The organism is Actibacterium sp. D185-2, from assembly GCF_054954595.1.
The window spans coordinates 1-18,202 of sequence record NZ_JBPWNX010000017.1; the positions used below are offsets into that span (position 1 = coordinate 1).

The window sequence follows — 18,202 nt, forward strand, 5'->3', positions numbered from 1 at the left end:
GTCCGGGAATGGTTTGCCGCCCGCAATCAGTTCGCTATCATGTTCGATGAGCGCTTCAACGCGTGACCGTATCTGAAACCCGCATGGGCCAAACCAGATACACAGAGTTCATGACACTCCCATTTGCCTTCGACCGTAAGTTCAATTCTCGCAATCGAGCAGGCCCTTCTGCCGAGCCTCTTCACGTGCGACGTCTAAGATTTCGCTTGATGAGCGCTTGCTAACCCCGCTCGCTTCCGCGCGTTCAAGCATTATGCGAAGTTCATTGATGGCTGTATCACGCCGTTCCTGGTCGCGTCGGACAAGATCGCGAAAGTATTCGCTAACATTCCCATAACGACCGGCGCTAACTTGTGCTTCAACCCAGTCGTTCATTTGGTCTGGCATCGAAATGGTCAGTCGTGCCATGCGGTCGCCTTCTTTGCCTTGTGTCGGAATAGTTCATACTAGATCACAACCAATCCGAACACTCAAGGCGCTGAGCAAGGAGAGCGGCTCTGCCGATGCGCGACTGTTGTGGCGCATGCGGAGAATACCGGCGATAATCTCCGCATTTTATGCGGAGATTATGTTGAGCATGCCAATCGTCTAATGTTCGCGCCGAGCGGCACCGGTTGGTTCACGCCCATGCAGACGCCCACTTTCATGGCATATCGTGATAGCCAAACTCCCAGCGTTGCTCCGCCCACATCGGCGTGAAGGGATCGAGCAACTCACGAAGGGTTTTGTTCGGGTTTCGGCCTTTCAGGATCGCCTCGACAATGTCAGGCGCCAGGGTCGTTAGTCGCATGGTGCGGATCATGTAGGAGGCTGGAATTTTCTCGTGCTCAGCCAAGTCTTTAATCGACGCAAAATGCCCTTCATCAACAAGTCGTTTCCAGCGATGCGCCCGCGCGAGCGATTTTATCAGCGCGTTATCCAGTTTGGGCGGTGGTGTGGCAAAATCTGGCAGGACCATCTCTTTGCGCCCGCCGCGCCGTTTGAGCTTGAAGGGAATGGTCAGTGTGATGGTCTCGGTTGTGGTGGTCTTGTCCGTCATGCTGCGTCCTTTCTGGGGAGAGTTCGGGATTTCAGGTCCTGGGCGAGGTGGCAAAGGCCGTCGACACGCAGGTGCACCTTCATATCCGTCTCGGAAACGTCGATGTGATCGATCAGGATCGAGGCAATGCGCGCTTGTTCAGCCGGGAACAGTTCGCTCCACAGCGGGTCAAGGCTTTTGAGCGCAGCGTGGATATCCTGCTCGCTGCAGGCCCGCTTGTCGGTTGCCGCGTTGCGCCAGGCCTCGGCCACGATTTCGGGTTGACGGAAGACTGCGCGCAACTGCGCGGTTACATTGGCTTCGATTTCACCGGCGGGGATGCGACCCACAGGACAGCTGCCAGCACCGTGTTTCAGGATCGTCTGGCTGACATAGTAGCGGTAAAGCCGGTTGCGCTTGCGGGTGTGGGACGGCGAAAACATCGCGCCGTCAGGTCCGCGTATGAGGCCAGCCAGCAGTGAAGGGGTCTGTTTGCGGGTGCTGGCGGCGCGAATGCGCGGGTTTTCACTATTGATCGCGCGGGCCTTTTCCCAGGTTTCCATGTCGATGATGGGTTTGTGCAGGCCGGGATAGGTCTCGTCCTTGTGCACGATCTTGCCGATATAGATCGGATTTGTCAGGATCCTGTAGGCATAACTATTGCTGATTGGATTCCCTTTTGGCGTCCTCAAACCGCGTTTTTCTGCCTCTTTGGCAACGAGTAGGGTCGAGCCGAGGCTGATGAACCGCTCAAAGATCCACCGCACATCTGCGGCTTGGGCGTTGTTGATCTCAAGCCGTCGGTTTGTACAAACGTAGCCATACGGTGGGACGCCGCCCATCCACATGCCTTTCTTCTTTGAGGCAGCGACCTTGTCGCGGATGCGCTCGGCGGTCACCTCGCGTTCGAATTGGGCGAATGAGAGCAGGATATTCAGCGTCAATCGTCCCATCGAGGATGTGGTATTGAACGATTGCGTCACGGAGACGAAGGTCACGTTATTTCGCTCGAAGGCCTCTACGAGTTTGGAAAAGTCCATCAGCGAGCGCGATAGACGGTCGATCTTGTAGACCACGACCACATCAACCAAGCCGTCCTCGATATCGGCCAGCAGCTGTTTCAACCCGGGCCGCTCCAATGTGCCGCCGGAGATGCCGCCGTCATCATAGTGTTCACGAAGAGCGACCCAGCCCTCCGAGCGCTGACTGGCGATATAGGCCTCGCAGGCTTCGCGTTGGGCGTGAAGCGAGTTGAACTCTTGCTCGAGCCCTTCCTCGCTGGATTTGCGCGTATAGACGGCGCAGCGCATCTTTCTGGGTGCCGATTTTGTCATTTGCGCTTCCTGTAATTGTTGAGGCCAAAAAACACCGGGCCGTTCCAGCGTGTGCCGGTGATGGCCCGCGCAATGGCGGAGAGGGATTGATACGGACGGCCTTGCCACTCGTAGCCATCGGCGGTGACGGTCACGACGTATTCTTCACCTTGCCATTCACGGATCAGGCGGGTGCCTGCGATGGGCTTGAGATCATGGCGAATGCGCCTTTTGGCGGAGTTGTCGCCGTCCCATTTCTCAGCCAATTCCTCGAGCCGTTTGATGGTCTCTGGTTTCAGGCCGCCATAGGCGAGTTCCTGGATGCGATAGCTCAGACGAGTTTCCAGATAGCGCCGGGTGAAGGGCGGTGGCTCTGTCCCCATCAGGTCGCGCCAGATTTCGCGCAATTCGGTGGGCGTTTTAATTCTGAGAGCTGCGACGCGGGCGTAGACGGGATCTTCTTTGGTCATGGGACCTCCTTGTGAGTTGGTTCCGCATGAACGCTCCGTCTTGCGCGAAAGTGTAGAGAACTTTCTCTACTATTTTCAGTGTGTTGCCTGCTTTTTCGAGCGCGCATCCGCAAATACCCAACAGCAAGGATCTTGCACAATTCAGCACGCCGCTCGCGTGGCGTCATTTTCGTAGGATGCAAAGCATTGGCCGCAGTCAGCGGCGCGAAGATATCGTCGTACATTTTGGGTTCTCTCAGATTTGTACGCTGAGAGAACCGTCCTCTTCTCACTTATTCAAGTAAAAACAATAGCTTGTCGGTTTGTGTCGGTTTGTGGCGCCCCATGTCGGCGGCTCGGCTTAGACCCGACGGCCGTACCAGCGAATCCGGCCAACAATGTTGACCTCATCGAGAAGGCATTCATAGGGCGAGTAGTTGGGATTGTCGGAGGTGACGCGAATGCGCGGTGGGTCGCTGGACGGAATGTGCTCAATCCGTTTGGCCATCAGCCCCATGCCATCGTGCAATACGAAAAGCCCTGGCGGATAGGGCGACTTGCGCCCCATATCGACCAGGATCGTATCGCCATCATTCAGTGTGGGCACCATGCTGTCCCCAGTGACACGGAGGATCCTAAGATTTTTCGGATTGGCCTCCAACTCATCTTCAATCCAGGACAGCCGGAAATGATAGAGCTTGCTGGCTTGCTCATCCTCGCCATGCACGATTGTGCCGCCACCCGCTGAGGCCTTCGCCTTGACGCCAGAAATGCCGACGAAGGTCGTGTCTGGAGAATAGATTTTGGGGGCTTCACCCTCTATCGTCCCATCACCGTCGATCAGCCAGTCAACATCGACCTTCAAGACCTCTGCGACCTTCTGCAGCTTGGCACGGCTCGGCCGCACGGACTTGCCGCGGATGATGTCGTAGATGAAGGAACGGTTCAGGCCTGAGGCCTCGGCCACCGCTGCAGGCGTCATGTCGAGCTGAAACGCGCGAGCCTTCAGTCGCTGTGCGATGTTCGTGACGATCATGGTTATCCCCAGTCTGTTGTGGACTAAGTTGGATATCTATTTTGTTGAAAATGGACAGTCAAATAGATAAGAACAATGCATGAACAAGAAGGGGGTGCTGCCAGTGTTGATTCCACGAGACTATTTCACCCTACAGGAGGTTCTGGCGGACTGGGGCATCTCCGAGTCGGAGCTGGGCTACGTTGTGGAGATGGGCCAGCTGACACTGTCGGTCCGTGTCTATGGCTCCTTTGTGGTCGCCGATCGGAAGGATCGGCCTGGCCGGTGCAATCCTGATTTCGAGGGCGTTGTGGATCTGGAGCGGCGTGACGCCATGCGCGTGTTGCGAAAGCAGGCCTGTTCTGTTCCATCCTTTGCACAAAACGGTTGCATGGTGACAACCTCGGAGGGCAGCACAGATTGGGTGGTCTACCGTGACGCGCTTCTTGTACGCGCCGCAGAGCGCGAGCATTTTGAAGCGACGATCATGGCCGCAGACGTCCCCCATGCCAATGATTATGATCGGTTTTTGTCGTTTGACCTGAATGGACAGCACTACCTTTTTACAGACATGCAGGCGCGAGCTTTGAACTATTTGTTCATCTGCGCCATCACGGGTGACCCGGAGCAGCGCGGCGCTCAGATCTTGGCGGCGGCAGGGTCGACCTCATTGAAACTCAGCTATTTGTTTTCCAGCCGGAAGGGGTGGCGCGACATCGTGCATCCCGTTGTGAAGCGCCGAGGGTATTACATGATCGAACCCGCCTTGGTGGTGACGATGCGCGTCGGCCCCTGATACCGAACCTCACGCTGAACAGGCCCGCTTCACGCGGGCTTTTTTGTGTCCAGCGCTCATCGTGATTCGATTTTGTCGCTCATTGTGTAGCCCCCTGCGGTCGGTGTTCGGTCGGAGCTTGGTCGGTGATTGGTTGGTGTTGGGTTGGAGCTCCGACCGAAAATTTATCGGGCATTGATTTTCCAACAAAAATTAATTTATGCCACCGACCATTCGTGCCACGACCTCCAACCCAAGGGTTTGGCAAGGTGCCCTCATCAACTCGATGAGGACCGCCATGGAACAAGATCACACCCTATTGAGCACGAAGCTCTTGTCCCGGCGCTGGAATATTGCGCCGCGCACCCTGGAACGTTGGCGCGCCGAAGGTCGTGGCCCGCAATTCGTTCGGATTGGCCGGCATGTGCGCTATCGCCAAATTGATATCCAGGCCTTTGAGGCCAAGCATATCGAGACCGCTGGACCAGCGCCGACCCTGACTGTTGTCGAGTGCGCCGCATGATCGCGCATCTCTCAACCAGTGCACCCATAGTTTCGGAAATCACGTTGATGGCGTGGGTTGATGTTGCCGAGCCCGGCGCGCGCCTTGTCTATCACCGAGGATTTCTCGTGGTCGACACGACGCCCAATGTCTCGATGCTCAGCAAACCCGCGCTCGAGGATCTGCGCGCCACGGCAAACGCAGCGTACCGGCTCTCAGAACTGGGCCGCATCCACCTTGTCCAGGAGCGCCTTGGTCCGGACCGGTTCGCCTATCTCGCCATCGCCCGCCCGCACAAGGGCACCGTTCTCTCCGCATCAGTGAAGCAGCTGGCGGCAGCTGCCTGACCCATCCCCCGAAAAGGAGCCCCTATGACTTATCCCGATAACACCCCGAGCGTGGACGACATGCTCAACATGTCGACTGGCGATCTGGCGCAGATGCCGGTGGAGTTGCTGGCCGCTCTTCAAGGCGAGCTTGATCACGCGAGCAAACAACTGAAGGCCGCGACCGTCCGGTTTAGCGCAGCGCTTGAGGTGCGCTACGCGACCCGCGCCGCGGAGGCGCGTCGGGCTTGCGGCAAGGACACCGGCACGGTTCGCCTGGCCGATGGTGACTACACCGTGGTGGCTGATCTGCCGAAACGCGTCGAATGGGACCAGGAGACGCTGGCGCAGATCGCCCGGAACATTGCTGACAGCGGCGAGGACCCGGCCGAGTTCATCGACACCAAGCTGACTGTCTCGGAGCGCAAGTATGGGGCGCTGCCTCAGGCCTGGCGCAAAGGCTTCGAGCCTGCGCGCACGGTTGGCTCTGGCAAGGCCAGCTTCAAACTCGAGCCGGCCAAAGCCCCCTGAATGCGGCGGCGGGGACGCCCTGACCGCAAGGCAGGGCAGGCTCCCCTTCGGCGCCCGGTCACCCCCCGCCGCCGTTGATTTTTCACCCAACCAAAGGAGCGCGCCATGGCATTGCGCATCATCACCGCCGACGAACGATTGTCGGCATCTGAAAACAAGACATCGCTGGCGGTCTTCGGCCCGCCGGGTGTGGGGAAAACCACGCTGATCAAGACGCTGCCCGCGGATAAGGCGGTGTGTTTTGATCTCGAGGCTGGCATGAAATCCGTGCAGGACTGGCGCGGGCCCAGCATCCCGATCCGCAGTTTTCCTGATTTCCGGGATCTTGTGATCCTGATCGGAGGTCCGGATCCAGCACAGCACCCAGGCAGCTATTATGGTCCGGAGTACCACGCCCATGTGCAGCGCGAATATGCCGAAAGCGGGCTGGAAGCCTTTCTCAAAGACCGCTCGATCATTTTCGTCGACAGCATCACGGATCTGACGCGTCAGGCGATGGCCTATGCCAAACAGCAGCCGGAGGCGTTTTCGGACCGCACGGGCAAACCGGATGTGCGCGGAGCTTACGGACTTTTGGGCCGCGAGGTCATTCAGGCGCTGAAGCATCTGCAGCATGCGCGCGGCAAGACCGTCATCTTTGTCGGCGTCCTGGAAAAGGTCACCGATGAATACGGGGCGTCGTCTTGGGTGCCGCAAATGGAAGGCACCAAAGCGGGTCGCGAATTGCCGGGCATCGTCGATCAGGTCCTCTCCATGCAGCTTTTTGGCAAGGATATGGATGGCGCCTGGACGCTCGATGACACATCCACCGACCGCCGCCTCGTGTGCAAATCCGGCAATCCTTGGGGCTTACCTGCGAAGGATCGCTCGGGCCGCCTCGACATGACCGAGCCGCCAGACCTCGCAGCGCTGCTAGCCAAGATTGACGGCCGCTCGGCACTGACCCTTCCCACCTCATCCTCCGTCTGAACAGCAAAGGACAACTCCCATGAGTTTTGATTTGAACGACGCCGGCCCGCAAATGGCACCTATGGGCGAGCTGATCCCCGATGGCACCTTTGCCAAGGTGATGATGAAACTCCGCCCTGGCGGTGCAAATGGCGCCAGTGAGATCGATGCGGGGCTGCTGAAAGCCTCGCCGCACAGCGATGCGAAGATGCTCGACTGTGAATTCACAGTAACCGAGGGCCCCTATGCCCGGCGCAAGTTCTGGCAGAACTTCACCGTGGCGGGCGGCAAGCTTGACGAAAAGGGCCAATCGAAGGGCTGGAACATCTCGAAAAGCGCCTTTCGGGCGATGATCGACAGTGCCCTTGGCCTCAAACCTGATGATTTGAGCGAGGCCGCCCGCGCCAAACGTGTGATCGGAGGGCTCAAGCAGCTTGATGGCATCACATTTGCCGCGCGGATCATGGTCGAGGCCCCGGACAACCCGAACTACCGCGACAGCAACAAGATCGCGAATGTGGTGCTGCCCAATGAACCGACCTACGCCGCGATCATGCGCGGAGAAACCGTCTCGCCCGAGCCGGTCAATGCGCCGCCGCGCAAATCACCAGCGGCGGTGCCGGCAGCCTGGAACGCACAAGCCCCAGCCCAGACGGGCTGGTCCAACGCGCCACATCAGGCCCCGGCCGCGCAAGCACAGCCTAGCGCGCCCACATCGGCAGCAACGCCTGGGGGCGCTCCTGCCTGGTTGAACAGCTGAGCCCATGACCTCGGATGAATGGCAGGCGCATGTCACGCGCGAAGCGGCAAAGGAGATCGGCAAATGGCTCGAGGCCCGCGGAAGACTGGACCGGCCCATCGCAAGCCTGCGGCTCACGGATCTCGACGCTATGGCCTCGGTGGCCATCAGCCGCTTCGTCGTTCTGGCATCCCACAAGATACGGGAGGCCCCGGGGGCACATCAGGACCTCGAAAACCTGCTGTTGGGGTGAGCGGCGTTTCAGAAACCCTCCGGGGGAGGGTTTCAGGGAGCCCAGGTGTCTGCGCGGTTTGCGGCCGAGAAGCTCGGGGCTTCGGCTTCTGCCTGCGCCTGCAGTGGTCGCAGTTCCCGTTCCACAAATTCTGTTCGCGCCGGTGTCAGGACATCGGCGCGGACCTCGCCAAGAGGAGTTACGGAATGATTGATAAGACAGCACGCGAGGCACAGGCCATCCGCGATGCCCGCAAGGATTTTGCGGAAGCATTGACGGCGCTTGGTCTGATGGCCCCGTTTTTTGACCGCACGGCAGCCGAGATCGACCAGCTGATTGAAGCGGCGGTCACCGGCTACATCGACAGCATGCAGACCCAGGGCGCGCAGCCGGAACGCGACGGCCGTCTGCCTGAAGACCCCATTCCATTTTGAGGTATTCCCCATGATTGATCTGAACCATGGGTCTGGCGCGCAATACACGACCTCGCGCCCCACGCCTGATATCACCACGGCTCTCAGCGATGCGATCGACATCGGCCTTGGCGCCCGACAGCGCAGTGAACGTCCGCGTCGTTATGTCAGCTCATCCGGTCTGGGTCGCGCCTGCATGCGGCAGATTCAGTACGATTATCTGGCCGTGCCCAAAGACGAAGGTCGTGACTTCGCGCCCAAAACCCTCCGCATTTTTGAGGCGGGTCATCGCGGCGAGGATATGGTGGCCAGCTGGATGCGGCTTGCGGGGTTTGACCTGCGCACCGAGCGCGACGATGGACGGCAGTTTGGCTTCACGGCTCTAGGCGGACGGTTCAAAGGCCATATTGATGGCTATATCGTCAGTGGCCCGGTCGAGATGTCCTATCCCGCACTTTGGGAAACCAAGGCGCTCGGGGCTTCGAGTTGGAAAGACACGGTCAAGCGCGGTGTCACAATTTCAAAGCCTGTCTACGCGGCGCAGATTGCGCTCTACCAGGCCTATCTGGACCTGCCCAACCCGGCCCTGTTCACCGCGCTCAATCGCGACACGATGGAAATCTACGCGGAACTGGTGCCGTTCGACGCGGCGCTGGCCCAGCAGATGAGCGATCGCGCTGTCGCAGTGGTGCGGGCGTCGGACGCACAGGAAGTATTGCCGCGCGAGGCAGCTGAGCCGACCTCTGTGGTTTGCAAGGGGGGCATGGCGGCGGGGCATTGGCATCCGCCTTGTGCCTGGGCGCAACGGTGCTGGAGGGCAAAGTCATGATCCCCTATGGCTATGAGTTCAAACGGTTGGCACCGCAAATGCGCCTGAAATCCACCTATGGCTTCTTCCTGGATGGGGTTGAGGCAGCACCGGTTTATTATTTTGCTGATCAGGCTGCATTTGACAGCGATGAGCTTGAGGCGCTCGGTCGGCTGATTATGGCTGAGGATTTGAAGCTGCCACACCCGGAAGTCATCTTCGAGGTAAAGGATCGCCACCCCGAGCGTGAGTCCTTGCTGGTTTATGTGCGTCAGTTTGAGGGCCGTGTCGAAGCCGCGCTGTTTTCTCGTTGGAAAAAACGCCTGCGCTGGACTGATTGTCTCGCACACGCCGTTTTTGCCAAGCCGGGTTGGGCGGATGTCTCGGTACATCCTGGGATCAGGCAGGATCAGGCCAAAATGTATATGGAAGCCGTTTCAGGTATGGTGTGGCGGTCGTTAAGCATCTTGGCCTTCGCGAGCGATGACAAGCCGCGCAAGGTGATGCCAGCGCTGCGCCGCCCGTATGCCAAGGCAGGCGTGCGTGGGTGGACCTGGCACCAGATTACCATCGATCTTGCGCGTGCCCGGGCCAAAACCCGGGACCTCGGCGGCACCCATGCCAGTCCGCGATGGCATATCCGCCGTGGCCACTGGCGTCAGCTTGCAGACGGCCGTCGTGTTTTTGTGCGCCAATGCCAGGTTGGCGATCCCGCACAGGGAGGCGTGGTCAAGGATTACATCGTAAAGGGATCAGCCGCATGACAAGTTTCACGCCCTCCAACAGTCAGGCGGCTGCCATCCGCGCGATCAAGACCTGGTTTGAAACTCGAACCCATGAGCAGCAGGTGTTCCGGCTGTTCGGGTATGCGGGAAGCGGAAAATCCACAGTGCTGAAGTTCGCGCTTGACGAACTGGGCCTTTCGCCACACCGGAGCGCCCGCGACGGCACCTGCGTGCCCGGCGTCGTCACCGCCACCTTCACCGGCAAGGCGGCTCTGGTTTTGAGCCGAAAGGGCACGCCTGCGCGCACCATTCACAGCCTGATCTATTCCGTGTCGGAGGCCACAGAAGAGGAAATAGCAGCGGCAGCGCAGAAAGTGCGCGAGGCAGAAATCAGCGTCAGATCCTTGTCCGGGTTTGATCGGACAGCGGCGGAAGCTGGAATTGAGGCAATGCGGCAGGCGCTGTCCGCGATGAAAAAACCCCGCTTTGCGTTGAATGCGCAAAGCGATGCTGCCGACGCCAGGCTGATCGTACTCGACGAGGTGTCTATGGTGGGTGAGGAAATGGCGCGGGATTTGATGAGCTTCAAGAAACCCATCCTTGTGCTGGGCGATCCTGGTCAGCTTCCCCCGATCAAGGGCGACGGGGCGTTTACCAACGTCACTCCGGATGTGATGTTGACCGAGATCCACCGACAGGCATCCGAGAGCGCCATCATCCGTCTGGCCACCATGGCGCGCGAGGGCCAGCCGATTGGCTTCGGCAGCTATGATGACCATGTCGCAAAGATGCACAAGGCCGATATCACGCCCGATCAGGCGCTGCGCGGCGGGCAGCTCATTTGCGGCATGAACGCGACGCGGCTGCAGTTGAATAATGCCATGCGCGGAGCGGCCGGTCTGGCTGGTGGCGTCCTGCCCTCAGGAGGCGCCGAGAAGATCATCTGCCTAAAGAACCAGAATGACCTCGGGTTGATCAATGGCATGTTCCTGACGCTCGAAGACATCGTGGACGAAGGCAGCCTCTACTTCTCGGCCGTGGTGACGGACGAGGATGGCCGTGGGGTGGGAACGCCTCACCCCAATGGCAAACCTGGCCGTCTGCGTATCTACAAGGGACATTTCGAAGACCATATAGATTTCGATCGCACGCGCCATGACCGCGACTGGAAGGAGAAAAAGCATCTGATCGAGGCGACGTTTGGCTGGGCGATCACCGCGCATAAGGCGCAAGGCTCGCAATGGGAGAACGTGATTGTCTGGGACGATGGGCTTGGTCGCAGCGAGCTTGACCGCCGCCGGTGGCTCTACACGGCGATCACCCGCGCGGAGCGCGGTCTCGTGCTCCTTGCGTGAGGTATGGCCCGTGATCGATCTCAACGATGTATTCGTCCCCGCCGCCCGACATGACCTGACCGCCATCAAGGCGCGGCTCGCGGCCACGGCCCACGATTGGTTGCCGCCGCTTTTTCCGGAGGCGCAGCTGACCCATGACAAACGCGCGATGCGGTGCGCCGATCTTTCCGGGCGCCGTTCTCGCGGTGAGGGCTCCTGTATCATCCATCTTGATGGGCCTTACGCAGGTTGGGGCTTCGACTTCGCGACCGGCGAACGCGCGGGGCCGATCGACATGATCTACCACGCCACGGGCATGAGCGAAGGGCGCCTCTTTGATGAGGCTGCCCGTCTGGCCCGTATGGAGCGCGACCTGCCAGCACGACCAACAGCGCCAGCACGCCCCGACCACAGCATGGAAATCCGTCGCATCCTGGACGAATGTGTGCCCTTGGCGGGCAGACTGGCTGAGACGTATCTGCATTCGCGCGGGCTGAGGGATCCGGGCTCGCCAGACCTCCTTTTTCATCCTGACCTCACCGATTACAACAGTCGCCGTGGCTGGCCAGGCATGGTGGCGATCCCGCGTCTGACAAGCGGCGAGCTGGTTGGCGGGATCCATCGCACTTTCCTCACGGACGACGGAAGCAGCAAGGCACCGGCGGGCAAAAAGATGCTGGGCACGATCGCGGAGGCGGCGGTGCGGCTTTTTCCGCTGCCCGAAGACGGCCATCTTGGTGTCGCAGAGGGGATCGAGACGGCGCTCGCGGCGCGAGTATTATTCGGGACACCTGTGTGGGCGGCCTTGTCGGCCGATGGCATGGCAAGGTTCAAATGGCCTCAGGGCACACGCCACGTCACGATCTTTGCCGATGCGGGCGAGGTAGGGCGTCAGGCGGCCGCAACTTTGTCAGACCGGTTGAATATGGCGGACATCCCAAACGAGGTGATAGCACCGCTCCATGGCGATGATTTCAATGACGATCTGCTGCGAGGGGCAGTGAAGACGGATTATGACAGTCCGGCAATTACCCCCGAGGGCACGCTTATTGCCGATGACAGCGGAGCAGCAATGCCTGCAACGGATCCGGAGCATGCCGCCGATGCGCTGGCCACCGCAACCGAGACGCTCACCAATCCGCCCGATCTCGCCCAGTTGGGCACACTCATGGGGCGCATCGTTAAAGAGGGACTTGAGCCCATGGAAGAACGACATGTGCTGTCGCTCATTAAAGTGCGCACTGGGATCGCGATGTCGATCCTCGACAAACAGCTTGGCGTCCTGCGCCGCCGTTTGAACAGCACCGGCGATCTTATGAAGCCCGCTGCCCGACCCGTTTGGGCGAACCGCCTGCGCCTTGATCTTTCGGGAACGCCCGAGCGCAACGAGGCCAATGTCATCATAGCGCTGAGCTCCGATCCGGCCTTTGCCGGCACCATCGCCTTTGATGAATTCCGCCAGGAGGTGGTCGTGTTGCAGCCAGTTCCTTGGGATGAGCAGGATATGGACTATCCGCGCCCGTGGGAAGACAGCGATGACATCCGGCTGGCCGAATGGTTACAGCATCGGGAAGTGAATGTTGCGCCGCTCGTCGTGGGCCGCTCGGTTGGCGCAGTTGCCCGCGACCACCGCATTCACCCGGTGCGCGCCTATCTCGACCTGCTGCGATGGGATGGCACGCCGAGGATCGAGACCTGGGCCAGTCACTACCTGGGCGCTGAGCCCACGGATTTGACTCATGCCATGGGCAGCCTGTGGCTGATATCAGCCATCGCGCGTGTCTATCGGCCGGGCGTGAAGGCTGACCACATGCTGATCCTCGAGGGCGAGCAAGGTGCGCGCAAATCGACCGCGCTCAAAATATTGGCCGGCGAAGACTGGTTCACGGACGAGTTGCCAGACCTCGGGTCCAAGGACGCCGCCATCCACATGCAAGGTGTCTGGATCGTGGAAATCGCCGAGCTCGATGCCATCGGCCGCGCCGAGGTCTCGCGGATCAAGGCATTCCTGACCCGCACCACCGACCGGTTCCGGCCACCCTATGGCCGCCACACGGTCGAGATCAAACGCCAATGCGTCTTTGCCGGCACGGTGAACCCAGACACCTATCTGCGTGACGAGACCGGCAACCGCCGCTTCTGGCCGATCCGCTGCGGCGACATCGACGTTGATGCGCTGCGCCGGGATCGCGACCAGCTCTGGGCCGAGGCCGTAGTCCGGTTCAAGGATGGCGCCATCTGGTGGCTTGAGGACAATGCACTCATCAAGGCCGCGAAAAAGGAGCAGGACAACCGGTACCAATCTGATGCCTGGGACGGGGTGATTGACCGTTGGCTGAGCCATGAAAAGCGCCCCATAAATCGCAGCTACGCTGGTGTCGATGACTGGCAGGAAGAGGAATTCGAACGATTGGAACCGCTTCAGGACGTTTCGGTTGGAGAAATCCTTCAGGGCGCTCTTTCTATCGAGCCAGCGAAGTGGACCAAGTTGGACCAGATGCGCGTGGGGGCTTGGCTGAAATCCAGAAACTGGGAGAGGTATCAATGCAGGACGGGGGAAGGACGCGAATGGAGGTACCGCAAGACGGGCCCAACGCCGGAATGAATATACCTCGCGCGGCGTGTTTGCTGGGCACTCCGCCTGATGATCTTCTCTTATTCCTGTTCCGGGCCAGATATCTTTGCCGCTATACCGGAGTCGGTCAGCCGTGGGCCTATGTGCGATGGGTGCGCGAAGGTTTGTTCGTAAACAGGCCGTACGAGGTTCTATTGACGCAAGCGGGACTTGATCGGATCCGCAAGACGCGTGACCTCTGCCAGGAACGCTGATCACGCCATCATCCGGTTTCGTCGGCGATGGCACCCCGACGGGTGCCTTTTTTCCTTTGGGCTGTCACCACCTTGCGTTTGTCACCATCTTGCAGAAAGGGTGGTGACGGAAAAAAATAAGCAAAATCAATCGTGTCACCACTGTCACCACTTTTGCGACCATCTTCTTTCCTTATACATATACAGGTGTGTTAGTCACCCAGTTCACCCTCACTCATACAGACAAAGGAATTTGGTGATGACAGGTGGTGACAGTGGTGACAGCGTTGTTTTTAAATCGTTATTTCTGTCACCACCTTTCCTCGAAGTGGTGACAGGTGGTGACAGGTGATCACCTGGTGAATTTTCTTGTCCGTCACGCTGCGGCGGGATAACTTGATCAAGACCAAAGCCGAAGGCCCACTCGAATTCGTGAGCCTTCACAATGAACACACAAGACTTGATCCCGAGCCAGACGCTGCCTGAGACCTTTGGCGGCGCCAAAACCATTCTGGCCCTCGACCTCGGCACGACAACCGGCTGGGCCATCCGTGGCTTTGACGGGCTGATCACCAGCGGCACCGTCAGCTTCAAGCCGGGCCGCTACGATGGCGGCGGCATGCGCTACCTGCGGTTCACCAACTGGCTGACCGAGATCGATCGCCTGTCCGGTCCGATCGAGGCAATCTACTTCGAAGAGGTCCGTCGGCACGCAGGCACTGACGCGGCTCACGTTTACGGCGGCCTGATGGCAACGCTGGAGACTTGGGCCGAGCTGAGGGGCGTGCCCTACCAGGGCGTGCCGGTTGGAACCATCAAGCGCCACGCCACCGGCAAGGGAAACGCGCCCAAGCAGGCCATGATCGATGCGGCGCGTAAGCGCGGCTTCAGCCCCACCGATGACAACGAGGCGGACGCCATCGCGATCTTGCTCTGGGCGATTGAGACACAGGGAGGGCTAGCCTGATGGGCATGCGGTTCACTCCCAAGGGTTACGGCGGCAATCGCCGTGACCCTGAACAGGTCAAGCGTGAGGGTTGGCAGGAGCAAGGCCTGCTGGCCGTGGCCATTGATGACCACCGCCTGACCTGGCCGGAACGGGAACTTGTTCGTCAGCTGGGCGAGAAGCTATATGGCAAGCTCCCAGCCGTGAGGGAGGTACGTCATGGCCGATGAATGGACACGGGCAATGGTAGCCGACCGGCTGGACCTCGCGGCAGACGTCATGCGCTCCATGCCGCCGGTCCGCCCACAGGGTTACGTCAGCGCTTGGCCGGAATACGTCTCGACTTTTGCCGATCAGGTCGAGCAAGAGCCAAAGATGAAAAAGCCGCTGCCATCGCCGCGTATGATCACGCAGGCCGATGAGGCTATGCTCTGGCTCCGGTGGGTGGACAAGGACATCGGCCAAATCCTCTGGGCGCGCGCCAACCGCGACGCCTGGAAGAAAATCAGCTGGCACCATGGCATCAGCCGCTCTGCTGCCAACCGACGGCACGAGTATGGGCTGGCCGTGATCGTCTGGAAGCTCAACGGCAGAACTGTGCCGCGCAAGCGGTCGATGGAGTACGTCATTGAGCAGACGGTGTAGGATTTAATGAAATCAGCCCGTTATTAAAGCTTAGCGCCAAAACCTTTAATAGCGGACCAACGTTGTTAAAGGATGGCGCGGCTCGACGGTTGAAAGCCCTTCTTGCCGTCGCACTCTGATCGATGTTGCGCCAGGCGAATGTTGAAAATAACCTGCCAATGTTGGTGGGAGCACGAAAATGGCCAAAAAAACAAAGCGAATGACCTCTCCCATGCCTGACGATGCTTCGGTAGAACGCGCACCAGAGGTCAATGAAGACGAGCTCAAATTTGCAGAGCAGGCTGACTGGCACGAACGCCATGGTCACCCATTGGCGGACATTATTGCCGGACCGGGTGGTTCGTCGTGGACCCGTTGACCAGTTAGGATGCTATCGGGTTTAGCGTCCACATCGATCCGCCTGACATTCAGACGTGGAACAGCGAGATGGCATCGAATTTGGTTTTGCTGGAAGTACGGGCTTCGTCATGCAGAGTGGAGGTGTGCTGCCATGGCGCATCGTTGACTGCCAAGGCTGATAGTCGTATATACCGATGTATTCACGAGGAGGCCTGTCATGTTCGAAACCCGCATCCGCAAAGTCGGCAACTCAGCCGTGGTTACGCTGTCGGCTGAGATGCTGGCGGCCCTTGATGCCCGCGAAGGGGACACGGTCTACTTGGTGCGTGGCGACGATGGCAGCCTGAAGATCACGCTTCAGAACCCTGAGTTGGCCGCAGCTCTCGCTGCAGCGCAAATCGTCATGGACGAAAACCGTGACATGCTGCAGGCGCTTGCGTGAACCAGCCAGTGTGGGTGCCGTTGCAGGCGGTTCTGATCATCCATGATCGCCAAATCGCGCGCCACGGCGGTGCGTCAGGCATGCGCGACATCCAGCTTCTCGAGGCCGCGATGGAGCGTCCCCGCAACAAGGCGGCCTATGGCGAGCCGAGCCTTGATGAGATTGCCGCGGCTTATGCGTTTGGGATTGCGAAGGCGCATGCCTTTGTTGACGGCAACAAGCGGACGGCCTTTGTGACCTCCGCCACGTTTCTGCGTTTGAATGGCTTCGGCTTGCGTCCGGATCCGCTCGACGGTGTCACGGCGATGGAAAACTTGGCCTCCGGCGTGATTTCCGAGGAAACCTTCGCAGCTTGGCTTGGCGGGCTGAAGTTCGCAATTGTCGCCCGCAGTGAGACGCCGGCATAGCGTGGCGATGACGTCGCACTTTCTCAGTCTGCGAAAGGATTAAGGATGTCGACACCAACGCCCTGAACATCCGTTCCGTTTCGGGTGACAAAGATGAGACCATTGGCTCTCGCTGTGGCGGCAAGTAAGGCATCGATGACAGGAAGTGGACGAATAGTATTCATCCGACCCCACTCATCGGCTACTTGCGCGTCTACATGGAGAACGCGGTCGCCAAATCCAGAGATCACTTCTTCCAACCACGCTTCCAAAGCCTTTGCTTTTTGTGGATCGCGACGCCTCGCAAGTTCGATACCCCTACGAATTTCGCCGAGAACGAGCGCGCTGGTCCAGAGTTCATCCTCGTTCACCTTTGCCCACCAGGCGGCAACCGCCGGGTCGCATCGGTCGCCTTTGCGCAGCTCGGAGATGACGTTGGTGTCGATCAGGTAACTCACAAATCAATCTCACGACCGAAATCGCTTGGACGATCAAGTTCGATACCCTCCAAGGGCGCAGATGCAAGAAGCGCCTTGAAGCTTTTGGAAGGCGAACGTGTGATCTTTTGGCGCAAGATTGCGCGGGTTGCGTCGTGGCGCGCTGGATCGCCAAGTGCGTTGGCAATCTCTCGCACCAAGCTGGCATCTTCTTTGCGCACTTGGACCTCGACCCGAACGAAGCCGAGTGCCGCTTGGCGCTTACGCCATTGGGTCGTGTTGGACTGACTTGTGCTCATGATCGCTCCTATTTCCGGCAATATTACCGGAAAGCCTTGGCCAGCGCAATCGGGTTGTCTTGAAGTCTGTCAACCCCTGTCGTTACAGCGGGACACTTTTCAGCGGGACATCGGAAAGCGAGACAGATCCGGTCCAGGAGGCTATAGAAACGATATACTCGGTGTTGTCCGCGTGGGAGGCAGGGGCTGTGAATGTCATCATCCGCGACCTCGATCAGACCCGCATTCACTTCGAAGCCGCCGCGGCCCAACTGGGTGAACAGGCGGCAACCCGCGCCTTCAATCGTGCGCTGAACAACGAGGGCAACAAGGTCCGGACCCAGGTGCGGCGGGCTCTGCGGCAACAAACAGGCGCAAAGGCTGCGCTCATCAATCGCGAGACACGCTCGATCCGGTCGACGTTCTCGAACCTGACCTACACGATCGAGGCGCAGGGCGACTATCTGGGCCTGTCGCATTTCAGCCCACGGCAGTTTGCCTACGGTGTGCGTGCCAAGCCCTGGGGGCGCTGGCAGCGGTTCGATAGCGCCTTCCTCGTGGGCTCGCTGGCCAACAACGCCTTCGTGCGCGAGGGGAATGCCCGGTTGCCGATCAAGAAGATGTTCGGCCCAGCCATCCCGAAGGAGATGGTGCAGGACGCAACACGCGACGCATTTGAGGCCGCGCAACCCGATGTGCTGGCCGAGGCCACGCGTCAAATTGAGCAGCTTTTGCACGGGTGAAGGCCGAGCGGGACAAAAAAGGTGAGTCTTTCCAATGGCAACAAGAAAAG

General features: G+C 59.4%; 26 protein-coding genes. 19 read left to right on the top strand and 7 right to left on the bottom strand.

Features of this window, described 5'->3' with window-relative positions; translation table 11 throughout:
• Positions 1–141 precede the first annotated feature (141 nt).
• From ACSR1C_RS17640 to ACSR1C_RS17660, 5 genes are all read right to left on the bottom strand, one after another.
• On the bottom strand, positions 142–408 hold the full coding sequence (locus tag ACSR1C_RS17640) for a type II toxin-antitoxin system ParD family antitoxin (RefSeq protein WP_460260495.1): 267 nt from the start codon (positions 406–408) through the stop codon (positions 142–144).
• Between the two features lie 235 nt (positions 409–643).
• Positions 644–1,039 (bottom strand): hypothetical protein, encoded by a 396-nt coding sequence (locus tag ACSR1C_RS17645; RefSeq protein WP_460260496.1) that lies wholly within the window; start codon positions 1,037–1,039, stop codon positions 644–646.
• A complete protein-coding gene (locus tag ACSR1C_RS17650; protein ID WP_165809796.1) occupies positions 1,036–2,352 on the bottom strand; it encodes a recombinase family protein in 1,317 nt (438 codons plus the stop codon). Before ACSR1C_RS17650 ends, ACSR1C_RS17645 begins: the two co-directional genes overlap by 4 nt.
• Positions 2,349–2,801, bottom strand: a complete 453-nt coding sequence (locus ACSR1C_RS17655) for a DUF2924 domain-containing protein (protein ID WP_165809795.1) — start codon at positions 2,799–2,801, stop codon at positions 2,349–2,351. Before ACSR1C_RS17655 ends, ACSR1C_RS17650 begins: the two co-directional genes overlap by 4 nt.
• Positions 2,802–3,141: 340 nt before the next feature.
• Positions 3,142–3,816, bottom strand: coding sequence for an XRE family transcriptional regulator (locus tag ACSR1C_RS17660; RefSeq protein WP_165809794.1), 675 nt, complete (start codon positions 3,814–3,816; stop codon positions 3,142–3,144).
• Positions 3,817–3,895: 79 nt separating this feature from the next.
• On the opposite strand from ACSR1C_RS17660, the gene ACSR1C_RS17665 reads away from it, so the two are divergent.
• From ACSR1C_RS17665 to ACSR1C_RS17750, 18 genes are all read left to right on the top strand, one after another.
• Positions 3,896–4,591 carry a hypothetical protein gene (locus tag ACSR1C_RS17665; protein ID WP_165809793.1) on the top strand — a complete coding sequence of 232 codons (696 nt, stop codon included), beginning with the start codon at positions 3,896–3,898 and terminating at the stop codon, positions 4,589–4,591.
• A 277-nt stretch (positions 4,592–4,868) separates the two neighbouring features.
• Entirely contained in the window at positions 4,869–5,093 is a 225-nt protein-coding gene (locus ACSR1C_RS17670; protein WP_181317750.1) for a helix-turn-helix transcriptional regulator, read from the top strand.
• Positions 5,090–5,419 (top strand): hypothetical protein, encoded by a 330-nt coding sequence (locus tag ACSR1C_RS17675; RefSeq protein ID WP_165809792.1) that lies wholly within the window; start codon positions 5,090–5,092, stop codon positions 5,417–5,419. The genes ACSR1C_RS17670 and ACSR1C_RS17675 overlap by 4 nt, the downstream gene beginning before the upstream one ends.
• Before the next feature lie 24 nt (positions 5,420–5,443).
• Positions 5,444–5,929, top strand: coding sequence for a hypothetical protein (locus ACSR1C_RS17680; protein WP_165809791.1), 486 nt, complete (start codon positions 5,444–5,446; stop codon positions 5,927–5,929).
• Between the two features lie 105 nt (positions 5,930–6,034).
• Positions 6,035–6,898, top strand: a complete 864-nt coding sequence (locus ACSR1C_RS17685) for an ATP-binding protein (RefSeq protein WP_460260497.1) — start codon at positions 6,035–6,037, stop codon at positions 6,896–6,898.
• Between the two features lie 19 nt (positions 6,899–6,917).
• Positions 6,918–7,637 carry a hypothetical protein gene (locus ACSR1C_RS17690; protein WP_460260498.1) on the top strand — a complete coding sequence of 240 codons (720 nt, stop codon included), beginning with the start codon at positions 6,918–6,920 and terminating at the stop codon, positions 7,635–7,637.
• A gap of 4 nt (positions 7,638–7,641) precedes the next feature.
• Positions 7,642–7,869 (top strand): hypothetical protein, encoded by a 228-nt coding sequence (locus ACSR1C_RS17695; RefSeq protein WP_460260499.1) that lies wholly within the window; start codon positions 7,642–7,644, stop codon positions 7,867–7,869.
• Between the two features lie 185 nt (positions 7,870–8,054).
• The gene (locus ACSR1C_RS17700; protein WP_206027185.1) at positions 8,055–8,282 is read left to right on the top strand and encodes a DUF6511 domain-containing protein; all 228 of its coding nucleotides are present in this window, start codon (positions 8,055–8,057) and stop codon (positions 8,280–8,282) included.
• A gap of 10 nt (positions 8,283–8,292) precedes the next feature.
• A complete protein-coding gene (locus tag ACSR1C_RS17705) occupies positions 8,293–9,090 on the top strand; it encodes a hypothetical protein (RefSeq protein ID WP_460260500.1) in 798 nt (265 codons plus the stop codon).
• A complete protein-coding gene (locus ACSR1C_RS17710) occupies positions 9,087–9,833 on the top strand; it encodes a hypothetical protein (RefSeq protein WP_460260501.1) in 747 nt (248 codons plus the stop codon). The genes ACSR1C_RS17705 and ACSR1C_RS17710 overlap by 4 nt, the downstream gene beginning before the upstream one ends.
• On the top strand, positions 9,830–11,149 hold the full coding sequence (locus tag ACSR1C_RS17715; RefSeq protein WP_460260502.1) for an ATP-dependent DNA helicase: 1,320 nt from the start codon (positions 9,830–9,832) through the stop codon (positions 11,147–11,149). Before ACSR1C_RS17710 ends, ACSR1C_RS17715 begins: the two co-directional genes overlap by 4 nt.
• A gap of 10 nt (positions 11,150–11,159) precedes the next feature.
• Positions 11,160–13,733, top strand: coding sequence for a VapE domain-containing protein (locus ACSR1C_RS17720; RefSeq protein WP_460260503.1), 2,574 nt, complete (start codon positions 11,160–11,162; stop codon positions 13,731–13,733).
• A gap of 648 nt (positions 13,734–14,381) precedes the next feature.
• Entirely contained in the window at positions 14,382–14,903 is a 522-nt protein-coding gene (locus tag ACSR1C_RS17725) for a crossover junction endodeoxyribonuclease RuvC (RefSeq protein ID WP_460260504.1), read from the top strand.
• Positions 14,903–15,112: a hypothetical protein gene (locus ACSR1C_RS17730; protein ID WP_459565281.1), complete on the top strand. Its 210-nt coding sequence runs from the start codon at positions 14,903–14,905 to the stop codon at positions 15,110–15,112. Before ACSR1C_RS17725 ends, ACSR1C_RS17730 begins: the two co-directional genes overlap by 1 nt.
• Positions 15,102–15,527, top strand: coding sequence for a DUF6362 family protein (locus ACSR1C_RS17735; RefSeq protein WP_235935714.1), 426 nt, complete (start codon positions 15,102–15,104; stop codon positions 15,525–15,527). Before ACSR1C_RS17730 ends, ACSR1C_RS17735 begins: the two co-directional genes overlap by 11 nt.
• 178 nt (positions 15,528–15,705) lie before the next feature.
• On the top strand, positions 15,706–15,885 hold the full coding sequence (locus ACSR1C_RS17740; RefSeq protein WP_460260505.1) for a hypothetical protein: 180 nt from the start codon (positions 15,706–15,708) through the stop codon (positions 15,883–15,885).
• Between the two features lie 198 nt (positions 15,886–16,083).
• Positions 16,084–16,308 (top strand): AbrB/MazE/SpoVT family DNA-binding domain-containing protein, encoded by a 225-nt coding sequence (locus tag ACSR1C_RS17745; protein ID WP_093321644.1) that lies wholly within the window; start codon positions 16,084–16,086, stop codon positions 16,306–16,308.
• Positions 16,305–16,715, top strand: a complete 411-nt coding sequence (locus tag ACSR1C_RS17750; RefSeq protein WP_460260506.1) for a type II toxin-antitoxin system death-on-curing family toxin — start codon at positions 16,305–16,307, stop codon at positions 16,713–16,715. The genes ACSR1C_RS17745 and ACSR1C_RS17750 overlap by 4 nt, the downstream gene beginning before the upstream one ends.
• A 23-nt stretch (positions 16,716–16,738) precedes the next feature.
• Here the strand turns inward: ACSR1C_RS17750 and ACSR1C_RS17755 are convergent, their stop codons facing one another.
• Positions 16,739–17,152 carry a PIN domain-containing protein gene (locus tag ACSR1C_RS17755; protein WP_460260507.1) on the bottom strand — a complete coding sequence of 138 codons (414 nt, stop codon included), beginning with the start codon at positions 17,150–17,152 and terminating at the stop codon, positions 16,739–16,741.
• Positions 17,149–17,430: a hypothetical protein gene (locus ACSR1C_RS17760; RefSeq protein WP_133618558.1), complete on the bottom strand. Its 282-nt coding sequence runs from the start codon at positions 17,428–17,430 to the stop codon at positions 17,149–17,151. The genes ACSR1C_RS17755 and ACSR1C_RS17760 overlap by 4 nt, the downstream gene beginning before the upstream one ends.
• A gap of 188 nt (positions 17,431–17,618) precedes the next feature.
• Here ACSR1C_RS17760 and ACSR1C_RS17765 point away from each other — a divergent pair, with 188 nt between their 5' ends.
• Positions 17,619–18,152, top strand: a complete 534-nt coding sequence (locus ACSR1C_RS17765; protein WP_460260508.1) for a hypothetical protein — start codon at positions 17,619–17,621, stop codon at positions 18,150–18,152.
• The last annotated feature ends 50 nt before the right edge of the window (positions 18,153–18,202 follow it).

Excerpts from the sequence above, each read along its gene's own strand:
- ACSR1C_RS17735 (WP_235935714.1), top strand. The coding sequence starts at position 15,102 with ATGGCCGATGAATGGACACGGGCAATGGTAGCCGACCGGCTGGACCTC.
- ACSR1C_RS17655 (WP_165809795.1), bottom strand. The coding sequence starts at position 2,801 with ATGACCAAAGAAGATCCCGTCTACGCCCGCGTCGCAGCTCTCAGAATT.
- ACSR1C_RS17640 (WP_460260495.1), bottom strand. The coding sequence starts at position 408 with ATGGCACGACTGACCATTTCGATGCCAGACCAAATGAACGACTGGGTT.
- ACSR1C_RS17680 (WP_165809791.1), top strand. The coding sequence starts at position 5,444 with ATGACTTATCCCGATAACACCCCGAGCGTGGACGACATGCTCAACATG.
- ACSR1C_RS17645 (WP_460260496.1), bottom strand. The coding sequence starts at position 1,039 with ATGACGGACAAGACCACCACAACCGAGACCATCACACTGACCATTCCC.
- ACSR1C_RS17660 (WP_165809794.1), bottom strand. The coding sequence starts at position 3,816 with ATGATCGTCACGAACATCGCACAGCGACTGAAGGCTCGCGCGTTTCAG.
- ACSR1C_RS17740 (WP_460260505.1), top strand. The coding sequence starts at position 15,706 with ATGGCCAAAAAAACAAAGCGAATGACCTCTCCCATGCCTGACGATGCT.
- ACSR1C_RS17685 (WP_460260497.1), top strand. The coding sequence starts at position 6,035 with ATGGCATTGCGCATCATCACCGCCGACGAACGATTGTCGGCATCTGAA.
- ACSR1C_RS17665 (WP_165809793.1), top strand. The coding sequence starts at position 3,896 with ATGAACAAGAAGGGGGTGCTGCCAGTGTTGATTCCACGAGACTATTTC.
- ACSR1C_RS17690 (WP_460260498.1), top strand. The coding sequence starts at position 6,918 with ATGAGTTTTGATTTGAACGACGCCGGCCCGCAAATGGCACCTATGGGC.
- ACSR1C_RS17745 (WP_093321644.1), top strand. The coding sequence starts at position 16,084 with ATGTTCGAAACCCGCATCCGCAAAGTCGGCAACTCAGCCGTGGTTACG.
- ACSR1C_RS17705 (WP_460260500.1), top strand. The coding sequence starts at position 8,293 with ATGATTGATCTGAACCATGGGTCTGGCGCGCAATACACGACCTCGCGC.
- ACSR1C_RS17710 (WP_460260501.1), top strand. The coding sequence starts at position 9,087 with ATGATCCCCTATGGCTATGAGTTCAAACGGTTGGCACCGCAAATGCGC.
- ACSR1C_RS17695 (WP_460260499.1), top strand. The coding sequence starts at position 7,642 with ATGACCTCGGATGAATGGCAGGCGCATGTCACGCGCGAAGCGGCAAAG.
- ACSR1C_RS17670 (WP_181317750.1), top strand. The coding sequence starts at position 4,869 with ATGGAACAAGATCACACCCTATTGAGCACGAAGCTCTTGTCCCGGCGC.
- ACSR1C_RS17730 (WP_459565281.1), top strand. The coding sequence starts at position 14,903 with ATGGGCATGCGGTTCACTCCCAAGGGTTACGGCGGCAATCGCCGTGAC.
- ACSR1C_RS17760 (WP_133618558.1), bottom strand. The coding sequence starts at position 17,430 with ATGAGCACAAGTCAGTCCAACACGACCCAATGGCGTAAGCGCCAAGCG.
- ACSR1C_RS17650 (WP_165809796.1), bottom strand. The coding sequence starts at position 2,352 with ATGACAAAATCGGCACCCAGAAAGATGCGCTGCGCCGTCTATACGCGC.
- ACSR1C_RS17675 (WP_165809792.1), top strand. The coding sequence starts at position 5,090 with ATGATCGCGCATCTCTCAACCAGTGCACCCATAGTTTCGGAAATCACG.
- ACSR1C_RS17715 (WP_460260502.1), top strand. The coding sequence starts at position 9,830 with ATGACAAGTTTCACGCCCTCCAACAGTCAGGCGGCTGCCATCCGCGCG.
- ACSR1C_RS17725 (WP_460260504.1), top strand. The coding sequence starts at position 14,382 with ATGAACACACAAGACTTGATCCCGAGCCAGACGCTGCCTGAGACCTTT.
- ACSR1C_RS17700 (WP_206027185.1), top strand. The coding sequence starts at position 8,055 with ATGATTGATAAGACAGCACGCGAGGCACAGGCCATCCGCGATGCCCGC.